The following is a 13676-nucleotide window of genomic DNA, read 5'->3' as shown; positions in this document are numbered from 1 at the left end:
TATTTATTGAAGTTTTATAGCTTTTTTGCCCAAGCCCATACCTTCTTGGATTTGCTCCTTTTCATTTAAAATATCCTTTTTATCCAACTGGATATTACTGGTTTTTGGCCCTAAAACTTTAATTGCTGATTTGCTTTCTTTAAAGTTGAACTCACTTGCTTTGATGTTTTTGCTGTTATAAATAGTTAAAGCAAAATCATCTGAAGCTTTTATTTTTACATTTTTCAATGTAATGTCGTCTGAATCAATAAGAGTAATGCCTTTTTTTGTTTCGAAAACAGAATTCTCTATAGATATGTTTTTTAGGTTCATTTCAGGCAATCCCATAAAAAACATGGCTGTTTCAGAATCTGATACATTAATATTTTTCATAGAGATATTTCTAAAAGAAGGCGTTTCTTCGGTTACTTCAACCAATTTTTCTTCGGCTATTTTAGTGTCTGATTCTTGACCTTCTTCTAAAACAGGCGCTTTACCAGAATAGTATAAATTGAAACGGATGGCATCTGTAGGAATGTGTATCATATCAATATTTGAAATATAAATGTTTTCAACAATACCACCTCTGCCTCGAGTGCTTTTAAAACGTAAGCCTACATCGGTACCTAAAAACAAACAATTGGATACATGAACATTTTTAACACCACCAGACATTTCGCTACCAATCACAAAACCACCGTGTGCATGATAAACGATGTTGTTTTTTACAATAACATTTTCGGTGGGAATACCTCTGTCTCTGCCATCTTTATCTTTACCAGATTTAAAACACATGGCATCATCACCAACATCAAACGTATTATTGTAAACGAGTGCGTTTTTGCAGGATTCCAAATCCAAACCATCGCCATTTTGAGAATACCAAGGGTTTCTAACTTTAAGATTTCTTATAATAATGTCTTCACACATTAACGGGTGAATGTTCCATGCAGGGGAGTTTTGAAAGGTTGGTCCGTCTAAAAGAATGCGTTTGCTATTTACAATGCTTACCATTACAGGGCGGAGAAAATCTTTAACAGATGCTAATTCATCATCAGTAATTAAATCGGGTACGTTAAAGTTGGTGCTACTTTCATACCCTTTTTTGGAACCTTCGGAAGGAAACCATATTTTTTTATCTTTTGAAAGTACGCCGCCAGAATTTACTAGCTTTTTCCATTGGCTATCTGTCATTTTACTAACTTTTACAGGACGCCATGCATCGCCACTACCATCAATAATGCCATTGCCCGTTATGGCAATGTTTTCAACGTTATTAGCATTGATAGGCGATATGCATCTTACCGTATTTAAACCTTCAAAACTGGTATTTATAATGGGGTAATCATCAAAATCATCACTAAAAACTATTAAAGCACCATCTTCTAAATAAAGGTTTATATTGCTTTTTAAAGTAATAGGGCCGGTTAACCAAATACCACGGGGCACAATAACTTTACCACCGCCTTTAGAATTAACATCTGCTATTGCTTTTGAAAAGGCATCCGTATTTTTGAATAAGCCTCCATTTATAGCCCCAAAATCTGTGATGCTTACTTCATAATTTGGGAAATTGGTTGTTTTTACTTTAGGCATGTTGAATTCAACACCTTCATATATAGTAGTTTCATTAATAGCTATATTACTATTTTGAGCATTTATAGATGCTGAAATGCTTAAAACTAGAAGCGCAAAAATCGACTTTAATTGTTTTGTTTTCATGTGATATTAAAATTCTAAATGTTTAGTTTTACCTACTATTTTTATACGTTTGGAAATAGAGTTGGTAGAATTTGCATGATTTTTATTAGATAGGTTAGGCTGTTCACCTCCAACAGAAATTGTAAACCAACCTGGTTCTATAACTAGTTTGTTTTTATTATTAATCATACTAAGTTGTCTGGGTTGAATGGTGAATTGAACTTCTTTTTCTTTTCCTTTTTTGATGTTAATTCTTTTAAAACCAGTTAATTGGTGCTTTGGTCTGGTAGTAGAAGCTTTTTCATCTTTAATATATAATTGAACAACTTCATCACCATCTAAATTGCCTGTATTTGAAACAGTTACAGAAACGGTTATTGGTTTGTTAATGTCAATTTCAGAGGGCACTATTAAGTTCGTATAGTTAAAATTGGTATAGCTTAATCCATAACCAAATGGATACAACGGTTCGTGGTTTAAATAACGATACGTTCTTCCTGCCATGTTATAATCTTCAAAAGGAGGTAACTGATCGATGGATTTGTAATAGGTAATAGGTAATCTTCCCGCAGGATTATAGTCACCAAATAATACATCGGCAATGGCATTGCCTCCTTGCTGACCAGGATAGCCAGCTGAAATTATTGCAGGTAGGTTTTCATCAGCCCAATTAATTGCTAAAGCTCCGCCGTTAACCAAAACCAATATTATAGGTTTGCCTGTTTTGGCTATGGCTTTCATAAGGTCTTCTTGTGCTTTAGGTAAATCTAGTTTTGTACGATCTCCTCTTTCAAAACCATCAACTTTTATACTCATTTCCTCACCTTCAAGTCGTTCATTTAAACCTAAAGTTAAGATAACAACATCTGCTTTTTTTGCTATTTCTAAAGCTTCTTCTTTTTGGTTGTTTGTAGGTTTGCTCCACATCATTTGCGCGGTTGCATCGCCATAATAATTTTTATATCTTATTTCAATTTTGTACTTTTTACCTGCTTCAAGTTGAATTTCTTTTGGGTTTAATGATGCATGATGACTGTGTTTTCCACCTCCTTTTATGTCTTCAATAGAAAACTCCATAAACGGTTTTCCCCAATCACTAAAAGAATAGGTTCCTGTTTTTGGAGGGAGTATATATCCTGTCCATTTTATGGAATAATGTCCCATTTTTAAACGAGGATCGGGCGTATTAATATCCCATTGAAACGAAATATTATCGTCAATTCTTTCAAATAAAGGTTCTCCTTCCCAATCAATATTATTGTAATACAGCCCAGTTAAGCCTTGGACATGGTTATCGGTACGAAAATATATTGAAGGTATCACTTCCATGGTTGGGATCCCGTCTGCTAAAGGACTTCCCTCTGCATATAGCACCTCAACCTCTGGACTTAATTTGTTTTTTATGCCTTCTAAAATAGTAACAGGTTTACTCGGTATTCCACTGTAATTACCCCACAACGACATAATATTGTCAGCATTTGGGCCAATAACGGCTACTGCTTTTATGTCTTTTGAAAGTGGTAACAGTTGGTTTTCATTTTTTAACAAAACGATACTTTCTTGAGCTGCTTTTCTAGATAAATTGGAATGTGCCGAATTATCATTAACAGAAAACGGAATTTCTGAATAAGGTGTTTTTAAATCACCATCTAACATGCCTAATTTCATTCTAGCTAAAAAAAGGCGTTTTAAGGAAACATCTAAGTCGTTTTCAGTTATCAATCCTTCTTTTATAGCATCATTTAGAAACTTATAGGAGCTCCCACAATTTAAATCGCAACCCGCTTTTAAAGCTAGGGCAGAAGCAGAAGAGGCATCTTTGGTTAATTTATGGGTTTTCCAAATATCAGCAATGGCACCACAATCTGAAACCACATAGCCTTTAAACCCCCATTTGTTCCTTAAAATATCGTATAATTCATCACTAGCACTTGCTGCTTTGTTATTTACGCGGTTGTATGCAGTCATTACAGAATAGACTTGTCCGTCTTTAACCAAGGTTCTGAAAGCAGGCAGATAGGTTTCCCAAAGATCTTTTGTATTAGTTGTTACATCAAACTCGTGACGTAAAGCTTCTGGTCCAGAATGAACTGCAAAATGTTTTGCTGTAGCTACTGTTTTTAAATGTAGTGAGTCATTTCCTTGTAACCCTTTTACAAACTGAAGACCTAATTGGCTGGTTAAATAAGGGTCTTCGCCATAAGTTTCATGGCCTCGTCCCCACCTAGGATCTCTAAAAATGTTAATATTTGGAGACCAAAGGGTAAGCCCTTGATACATATCATGTTGACCAAGTCTTATGTATTCGTGATATTTTGCCCTTGTTTCATCTGAAATAACTGATGCTACCTGAGATAGCAAATCGGTGTTCCATGAAGCAGCAATGGTAATAGATTGTGGGAAAACAGTGGCGTAGCCAGATCTAGCAACGCCATGCAAAGCTTCGTTCCACCAATTATATTTCGGAATTCCCAATTTATCAATTGCTGGAGCATCAGACATGAGTTGCTCAATTTTTTCTTTGGTGGTTAATCTAGAAATTAAGTCGTTAAGCCTTTCTTCTTGGGATAATTTTGGGTTTTGAAATGGAAACGTATTTTGCCCATAACTAAATGAAAACACCAATGATAAAATTAATAGAACGCCTATCTTTTTCATGAAAGTTATTATTTAGTAACTTTAAAATAGTCTACATCGGCATATCCGCCACGTTTTGCTGCTTGAGTGCTGATACTGAATAAACCTACTTTAGCACCAATCCATTTACCTGGTTGCGCTTTAAAAGGCTTGCCAATTTTATTGAATTTTTTGCCGTTTTCAGAAAAACTGAATTGGCACATAGCATCGGGCGCTGTAACTTCTACTTTAAAATATGCTGAATTTCCTTTTAAACGTTCTTTTTTAATTACTTTTTCTTCGGCACCATCAATAGCTTTAATGGCTTCGGTTTGCTGAATATAATAACCGTTTTCATCATGGCTAATGCTTAAAGTAGCATAATCCATTCCCATAATAATTAATCCTGCGGTTTTTCCGCTTTTAGCTTCTTCTGGAACTAATGTTATTTTGGTTTCGGCGGTAAAGTTTGGTGCAGGAAATTTTTGAAGCAATAGGTTTGGAACCATCCAAAGGTTTTCTGTGTCTTTAACAGATTTAATAGAAAACAATCTTAAATAATCATTGCCAGGTAATTTAGCATGCCAAACCACATCGTTATTAGCATTCCATTGCCACTGAAGTCCTATATTAAAACCATCAAAATTATCGGTTTCAACAGGTGTTTCAATAGGATAAGTTTTTCCAACGTTGGGTTTTTTGTGTGACATAACGGGTTCGCCAATACCGTTACCATCTATATCTTTGCCCATTACTGGCCAATCATTTTTCCAACTCATGGGTTGTAAGTGTACAATTCTACCATAGGCATCAACATCTTGGAAATGATAAAACCAAGATTCTCCGTTTGGTGTATCTACCCAAGCACCCTGATGCGGACCATTAATTTTTGTGCTACCTTGTTCTAAAACTACTTTTTCTTCATAAGGCCCATAAATGTTTTTAGAGCGTAAAATCAGTTGCCAGCCAGTTGCAACTCCACCCGCAGGCGCAAAAATGTAGTAATAACCATTGCGTTTGTAGAATTTAGAACCTTCAACGGTTTCATGGTTTTCATGCCCATCAAATACATGAATACCTTGGTCTAAAACTTTAGTGCCTTCTGGATTCATTTTATTTACTGTCAATAAACTTTTAACACCTCTTCTACTACCAGCATAGGCGTGTACTAAGTATGCTTCGCCATTATCGTCAAAAAGCGGACAAGCATCTATTAGTCCTTTTCCTTCCATAACCAATATAGGCTCGTCCCATTTACCTAAGGGATCTTTTGTTTTTACCATATAAATCCCAAAATCTGGATCGCCCCAATAAATGTAAATTTCATTGTTATGATAACGGATACTTGGTGCCCAAACACCATTGCCATGTTGAGGCACATTAAAGGTTTCAAAAGGTACTTGTAAGGGTAAGGCGTGGTTGATTAATTTCCAGTTTACCATGTCTTTTGAGTGTAAAATGGGTAGGGCAGGTGCCGCATTAAAGCTGGATGCGGTCATATAATAATCATCGCCAACCCTAACAACATCAGGATCTGAATAATCAGAGTATATTATTGGATTTTTATAGGTGCCATCGCCATTATCGGCTACCCAAACATCAGATATATAAGGTTTGTTGTTTTGAGCTAATAGCAGGGTAGTGCTTAAAAGTGTAAATAAGATTGAATAAAACTTCATGTGTTTGTTGTTTTTATATAATCAAACATTTGTGGCTAATCTTAAGTTTGAAAGAACTAATCACGAATGTTTGATGAAAAGAAATAATTATTTGTTTAATTCAAGACTAGCCATTATAAAAGGACCAGTACCTTTAGGGTCGTTGGAACGGATGGTTTCGTTAATGTAATATTCATAAGAACCATCTCTATAAGGGTTTCCGCCCAAGCCAGCAACAGCACAACATTGGTTTAGATTTACAACACCATTTTCTTCAACTGAAACTAAATCTTTTATAAGGGCATTGTAGGCTTTATTGGCAACGTCTAAATATTTTTCTGGTAAATAGCCTTTACGTACACCTTTAGCAAAAGTGTAAGTGAACATTGAAGTTCCTGTAGCTTCTAAATAGTTTCCTTCTCTGTTACCTTGGTCTAAAACTTGCCACCATAAACCAGACTCATCTTGTACATTTGTTACAGCTTCGGCATATTGGTTCAAATATTTAATGATTTTTTCACGTCCTGGGTGATTTTCTGGTAAAAAATCCAGAACATCTACCATAGCCATTCCGTACCAACCCATACCTCTAGACCAAAAATGTTGTGAATTTCCCGTTTCTTTATTGGCCCATTTTTGTTCTTTGCTTTCATCCCAACCATGGTAAAGTAAACCAGATTTTTCATCCCGACTGTGTTTTTGAATCAGGTCGAATTGATGTACCACATCATCATATATTTTTTGCCTTGCAGCTTCATTGTCAATATATTCCTTAGCATAGCGAGCATGAAAAGGTTCTGCCATATATAAACCATCCAACCACATTTGGAATGGATAAACTTTTTTATGCCAATAACCACCATCGGATGTTTTTGGTTGTGATTCTAATTGGCTGTTTAAAGTTTCCATTGCTTTAAGAAAACGTTCTTCTTTAGTTTTTGGATATAAGTACAGCAAAACGTCACCAGACTTAATCATGTCTAGGTTTTGGTTTGATAGTTTATAGGTTTCAATGTTACCGGCACTATCAATTAGCGTATTGGCATACTCATATATGTAATCGTAGTATTTTTGGTTCTTGGTTTGCTCATAAACTTTTATACAAGCAGACAAAACCAACCCAGGCGTATATGTCCAACGTGGTTTTTCTGAAAAATCAAGTTTTGTAGCTTCTGGGAATCGTTCAATTTCAGAAAGCATCATACGTTCGGACCATTTTAAATTTTCAGGAACTATTTTTTCTACAGATGCAGTTTCTTTTGTGTTTTCTTTCTTTGCATTTTTGCATGCTGTAGTAGATAGACCTATAGCAATAGCAAAAATGGCGATATATTTAGTTTGAGTTTTCATATTATTAATAAAATTAAAGTGCGTTTGTGTTATCTAATATTTGTAATTTTTTATTTAGATCTGCAATAAAATCAGCTTCATTTGTAATCCCGTTTAGTTCTTGTTCCCATGCACCTAAAAAATAATAGGTTAAGGTCTTAGTTGATGGTTTAAATATAACTAAGTGGTCATATTTTCCTTGTTTTTGTTCGGCTACTTCATCTAATTTGTAAAATAGGGCCATTCCTAAATTATCAGGAGGACTTACTAATGTTTGTTTACCATAAGTAGCAATATATGCCCATTTTGCACCTTCTTTTTTATTTAAAGGAATGTCTTTTGCTATTACAATACCCGTGCAAATACCTGTAACTTCTTTTGAAGGTGTTAGCTCTGCTTTTGTAAATCTGTCTTGAGGATAAATAGTAAGTTTTGAATTTAAATTGATGGTCTCATTACCTGTTTTCCATTCTTCATAAGTTATGTTTACAGAAGAACTTTTTTCAGAATTTTCGATTTTAGCAAAAGTGTTTTTTACGGTTTGAAAATGAACAACCGTATCGTTCACTATGCGACCGTAGCCACCAATACCCATAGATTTTCCAGCTTTTAAAATATCTTGTCCCCAAGGTGCTGGTTCATGGTAGGAGTCAAATCCATCTTGCCCTACGTAAGGCAATACCAAAGAATCTACTTTTTTGCCATAGATGTCAATAGCATTTCTCCAGTCCAGATACAAACGGTAACCTATTTGGCTATTTTCCCAACCTGGGCCTTCATAACGTATAAACCAAGAATGATCGGTATGTTCTTTTGGCACTTGAAGTGAATTTATGTTTTTAAAAGACGTTCCAGCATTGTATTCTTTGTGTCCTCTAGAACCATCAACCCATTCTCCACCTTGGGCAATAGAAATTTCAGCATAGGTTTTAGAAGGTGTTTTTGTATCATTAACCACGTTGTTGTTATTGCTTTTTTGGTTTGATTTACATGAAAATATACCTAATAAGACAATTGATAGGAATGCTACTTTTTTCATAAGAAATGATTTGTTAACTAATTTAATATTGTTTTCCGTTTATGGTAGTGTTTTTGAATATGATTGGTTCTGAGTTTTCAACAGATAAATCTGTTTCTGCATTTTTAATATGAACGTTAGTTAGAGTAACGTTTTTAACGAAACTTTGTGGTCTTCCTTTTATAAGTACACCATATTTACCACCATTTTCAACATTAATATCTTGTAAGTGTATGTTTTTAACTACGGGCATAAAATCACCTTCTTGGGGGCCATAAATAGCGTAGTAGAGATTAATTCTTAAAACAGATTCTTTAACTTGCCCTACTTCAATATTTTTCACATACACGTTTTCAACAAAACCACCTCTTAAGGTATTTGTTTTAATTCTAATAGCACGATCTAACTCTGGACTATCCATTTTACAATTTCTAACATACACATTTCTAACACCTGCTGATATTTCGCTGCCCATTACAACACCACCGTGGCCATCTTTCATATCGCAATTTTCTACTACAATATTTTCACTTGGGATGTTTACGCGTCTGCCATCATTATTTCTGCCCGATTTAATAGCGATACAATCATCACCTGTATCAAAAGTGCATTTATTAATATGCACGTTTTTTGAGTATTCAGGGTCGCAACCATCGTTATTAGGGCCATGACTACTTACGGTAACGCCTTCCACTCTCACATAATTACATTTAATGGGGTGGATGACCCAAAAAGGCGCATTGGTAAATGTAACACCTTGTATCAATACATTTTCGCATTCAAAGGGTTGAATGAAAAGTGGGCGAAGTTGATGTCCTTCACCAAAAATACGTTCAGAAACAGGTGTATTGTTTTCTGCCATTTCCCACAAACGAGGTAGGTTATGGTCGTCTTTTTGCTGAGGGGTGTCTTTTAAATGTCCATATCTTTCGGCACCACACCAAGGCCACCAATTGGTAGTTCCTGCTTGACCGTTAAAAGTACCTTTACCAGTAACTGCAATATTATTCTGTTTGTAGGCATATATTAAAGGGGAATAATTCATTAATTCCTGACCTTCATAAGAGGTATGCACAACTGGTAAATAATCTTTTGCATTTTTAGAAAATAGAACTTCAGCACCTTCTTCTAAATGTAAATTCACATTACTTTTAAGATGAATAGGGCCTGTTAAAAATTTTCCTGAAGGAATTATTACCTTACCACCACCAGCTTTGTTACAAGTAGCAATGGCTTTCTTTATAGCTTCAGAATTATTGGTTTCACCATCTGCTAAAGCGCCAAAATCTAAAATATTAAATGTGTTGTCCGGAAATTCTAAAACCTTAATGGAACTGATTATTTCATCAGCTTTACTAAAAACGTCTGTTTCTGTTTTTTCCTTGTCCTTTCCTTTAATTTTACATGAACTAAAGATTAAAGAAAATAGTGATAAGCATATTATTGAATATGCGAAAGAAGGTGTGGTAAGTTTCATGAATTATTATTTAGTTGTAATCGATTGTATAAAAATACTAAAGATGTAATTATTGGCATAATATATTTAGAGTATTATCTTTTTTTTAAGAAAATATAACTGAATTTTATAAAATTATAATTTAGGAATCCAGTTGTCCGTTCCTTTTAAAACATTTTCTAATGAAAATGTTTTAGTTTCTTCTTCCGATAATTTTTTAGCCCAACCTACTCTTGTATTGGATGCTCCTGGACCTGAAGAATTGTACTCTGCATAAAATGTGGTTTGTTCAGCATTTGGTTTTCCCCAATTATGCCACCCTTCTGGTTTTATATGTTTCTCCATATAACAATCTATCCAAACGGTTTTAGCATGATCACGCCAAGGACGACCTAGGTAAAATGTATTATCTGAAGCACTACCGGTTAGTTTACAGTTTTTGAAAACAAATCCAAATTCAGTGTTTTTATTGGTTGAAGCTGCAGTTATATATCCAGCATTTTTACAGAATATTTCGCAGTTTTCGAAAAAGCCCGTAGACCAACCAAATATAAAATCGACCGTACCTTCAATATAACAGTCTTTGTAATATTGTCTGCTATTATCTCCATGAAGATACAAGGTGTCTTGGTTTCCTAAGAATCTACAGTTTTCAAATATAACCTTATCACCATCAATACGAACAGCTACTGCTTGTCCAATAGGGCCTGCGCTGTTTTCGAAAGTAATGTTTTTCGCTTTAAAACCATCACCAAAAATAAAAAAGGAGGTGGAGCCGGTTGTTCCCATTTCTTCACCAAACTTGTTTTGTTTTTGAGCAAAATCATCATAGGTTAAAACGGTGTTATTTTTATCTTCACCAATAAAAGTTACATTGGTTTTTGATGCTGGAAGCACTAATTTTTCTTTATAAATACCGTTTTTAATGAAGATTTTAGTTTCATTTTTTCTAAAATCCGGTATGGCATTAATGGCTTCTTGAACCGTTGTGAAATCGCCAGAACCTTTGGAGTCTATAATAAAATCATAAAATTCACCGTTAACTACTTTTTTTTTAAAAAGTGTATTGACTAATGAGTTACTGTACACTTCAATATTTGTGTAGGTTTTATCTAGGGTGTTTAAATGAGCGTCGTTTGTTTTTGGGTCTAGTTTAGCTTCTTTTTCCCAATCGTCAGGCACACCATCTTCATCTAAATCATTTTTTGAATTTTCAGATTTTAAAATTGGCCATCCTCCAACATTTTCCTGAGAATCTATAATGCCGTTTTTGTAATTGGCACTACCTTCTTTGGTGTTGTGTATAATTCTAACATCAACAGCATCCCTAAAAAGGTTTGCTCCGGCGTTTTTAAGAACTTCATTATAGGCATTAATAGCATTTGATGTTTTTATGTTTTCTAAAATGTTTATAGGTGAATTTAATTTAGTTGCTTCAGGATTATCACATTGTACACCGCCATTCCAATTGTTTTTGGTAATGGCATCGTAACCGTTTACAAAATTACCATCTACATAAAATTTGCCATAAGGTTCTGATGGATTAACAATGCGGTTTAACTTTGATGAAGTTGTAGCTGTACCTGATTTAAAGTAGTTATTTACTATGTTGTATGTGCCTTTTTCGCCACCATAAATGCTGTTTTCTCCCCAATTATAGATGACATTGTTTCTAAAATCAACAAATTCATTTTCAGAGTTTTCGGTGGTAGAAGAACCGCTAAATCTAGGATTCCTGCTATTATTGCTTGCAATTAAATTATGATGAAAGGATGCATTAACTCCGCCCCAAATACCACCATAGCCATGTGCCCCTTTTTTATGAACAGACCTATTTAAAGCTTCAGAAATGATACACCATTGGAGCGTAAAGTTTTTGTTGTTGTAAAATGAAGCGTTTTCATCTGTTCCCCAACTAATAGAGCAGTGGTCTATAATAACATTATTGGTATTTCTACAACCCAAAGCATCGCCTTCAACACCATGCGTATCTCCCATTCTGAATCTTAGGTAGCGAATAATTACATTGTTGGCTTTTATGGTTACGGGATAGCCTTTAATGGTAATACCTTCACCAGGTGCCGTCTGTCCTAAAATAGTTAAATCGCCTTTATTGATGTCTAAATTTCTTAGAAGTTCGATAGTTCCAGAAACATCAAAAACAATAATTCTAGCATCACTTTTAAGAATACCCTTTCTTAAACTGCCTTCACCATCATCATTTAAATTGGTTACTTTATATACCAAACCACCTCTTCCTCCAGTAGTATATTGTCCAAAGCCTTCCGCAGTTGGAAAGGCTAATTGTTGGGCATTATTTATATGGAAGCCAAATAGGAGGGTAGCAACTATAAAGTAAATTTTATTAAACATTATGGTATTTTAAGTTTTTATTATTTTTGGTTTTCGGTAATTGAAGCGACTAAACTATTAATGTAAACTTCTATGTTTTCATAACCAGTACTTAAATCATGTCCGTTTGGGTTGTTGTCAGCTACTTTTAGTTTTTTTTCTATTTTCCAAGCATCAGGCATACCGTCACCAGAAGTGTCAACTGGTGGTGTTTCTGAATTTAAAGTAGGCCAACCTCCAACATCACTTTGTGTATCGATAATACCTTTTGTACTGCCGTTTGATCCCTCGTAGGTATAAGTTTTGTTTGTAACTTCGTTTACAATTCTTAAATCTATTGCATCGCGTTTATATGATGCGCCTCCGTAAGCAAGCACTTTATCATAAGCTACTACGGCAGTATGCGTGTTAATATTATTGTTTATGTTATGAGGTTCAGACTGACGAATTGCTGCTTTATCTTCTTCTGAAACGGTGCCATAGCTACCATGAAATTGATTAAATACGCCGTAAGTCCAATTGTCATTTGTGGTTTGAGTGCTACCTTCAACATGGTTACCATCAATATAGAATTTACCCCAAATATCATAAACTTCGGTACCAACATTTTTGTTTTTGTCGATAGACATAATACGTGTAGTCTTTGTTGTAGCTGGACCAGGTTTGTAATAACAATTTACAATGTTTACATTCATGGCTTCACCTCCGTAAGCACTATTTCCTTGCCAGTTATAAATAACATTGTTTCTTAGATCTACTAAATCGGTTAGAGCAAATGAAGAACCAGCAGCTTCGCCTAAACGTGGATTTCTGCTATCATGATGCGCTAATAAATTATGATGGAATGATGCCTTTTTACCACCCCAAATACCGCCATAACCATGTGCCCCTTTACCATGAACGGAATTGCGTAAACTTTCGGTAATAAAACACCATTGCAATGTTGTGTTTTCATTGTTGTATATAGAAACGGTTTCATCGGTAGACCAACTCATCGAGCAATGATCGATGATGATGTTTTTATGAAAACGGCCTCCAATAGCATCGCCCTCTTGTTGGGCTTCATCACCCATTCTAAATCTAAGGAAGCGAATAATTACATTATCTGCATTTATGGTAACGGGGTAGTTTTTTAAACAGATACCATCGCCAGGTGCCGTTTGACCTGCAATAGTAACATTACCATTATTTATTTTTAATTCAGATAGAAGCCTAATGGTTCCTGAGACTTTAAATATAATATAACGTGCACCAGATGTGTTTACAGCGTCTCTTAAACTACCTGTCCCATAATCGTTAAGATTGGTAACAAATAATACTTTACCACCTCGACCTCCCGTCGTGTTTCTTCCAAATCCTTCAGCACCAGGAAAAGCATAGGCTTCTTCAGTAACTTGAGTGGGTTTATCTTCAGGATCAGGGTCTGGTTCCGGTTCAGGATCGACAATTACAACTTCTTCGGAATCATCATCCTTTGGAGAGGAGCTGCTGCATGAATAAAAAACGCATACAAATATAAATAGTGTTTGAAAATATAGTTTCATGTCTTTTTTTATATTAATAAAAA

General features: G+C 34.9%; 8 protein-coding genes. All 8 read right to left on the bottom strand.

Annotation, left to right across the window (positions count from 1 at the left end; genetic code table 11):
- Window positions 1–3 precede the first annotated feature (3 nt).
- The gene (locus ACGK9U_RS04515; RefSeq protein ID WP_394465169.1) at window positions 4–1701 is read right to left on the bottom strand and encodes a glycoside hydrolase family 28 protein; all 1698 of its coding nucleotides are present in this window, start codon (window positions 1699–1701) and stop codon (window positions 4–6) included.
- 6 nt (window positions 1702–1707) lie between these two features.
- Window positions 1708–4338 carry a glycoside hydrolase family 3 C-terminal domain-containing protein gene (locus tag ACGK9U_RS04510; RefSeq protein WP_394465168.1) on the bottom strand — a complete coding sequence of 877 codons (2631 nt, stop codon included), beginning with the start codon at window positions 4336–4338 and terminating at the stop codon, window positions 1708–1710.
- An 8-nt stretch (window positions 4339–4346) separates the two neighbouring features.
- On the bottom strand, window positions 4347–5975 hold the full coding sequence (locus tag ACGK9U_RS04505) for a glycoside hydrolase 43 family protein (protein WP_394465167.1): 1629 nt from the start codon (window positions 5973–5975) through the stop codon (window positions 4347–4349).
- An 87-nt stretch (window positions 5976–6062) separates the two neighbouring features.
- The gene (locus ACGK9U_RS04500) at window positions 6063–7304 is read right to left on the bottom strand and encodes a glycoside hydrolase family 105 protein (protein WP_394465166.1); all 1242 of its coding nucleotides are present in this window, start codon (window positions 7302–7304) and stop codon (window positions 6063–6065) included.
- A gap of 13 nt (window positions 7305–7317) precedes the next feature.
- Window positions 7318–8322 (bottom strand): DUF4861 family protein, encoded by a 1005-nt coding sequence (locus ACGK9U_RS04495; RefSeq protein ID WP_394465165.1) that lies wholly within the window; start codon window positions 8320–8322, stop codon window positions 7318–7320.
- 22 nt (window positions 8323–8344) lie between these two features.
- The gene (locus ACGK9U_RS04490) at window positions 8345–9778 is read right to left on the bottom strand and encodes a glycoside hydrolase family 28 protein (protein ID WP_394465164.1); all 1434 of its coding nucleotides are present in this window, start codon (window positions 9776–9778) and stop codon (window positions 8345–8347) included.
- Window positions 9779–9892: 114 nt separating this feature from the next.
- On the bottom strand, window positions 9893–12130 hold the full coding sequence (locus ACGK9U_RS04485) for a pectinesterase family protein (RefSeq protein WP_394465163.1): 2238 nt from the start codon (window positions 12128–12130) through the stop codon (window positions 9893–9895).
- Window positions 12131–12150: 20 nt separating this feature from the next.
- Window positions 12151–13653, bottom strand: coding sequence for a polysaccharide lyase family 1 protein (locus ACGK9U_RS04480; RefSeq protein WP_394465162.1), 1503 nt, complete (start codon window positions 13651–13653; stop codon window positions 12151–12153).
- Window positions 13654–13676 lie beyond the last annotated feature (23 nt).

It is taken from the genome of Mariniflexile sp. HNIBRBA6329 (assembly GCF_043558645.1).
Classification (GTDB): Bacteria; Bacteroidota; Bacteroidia; order Flavobacteriales; family Flavobacteriaceae; genus Mariniflexile.
This window is presented reverse-complemented; position numbering and strand designations above follow the sequence as displayed.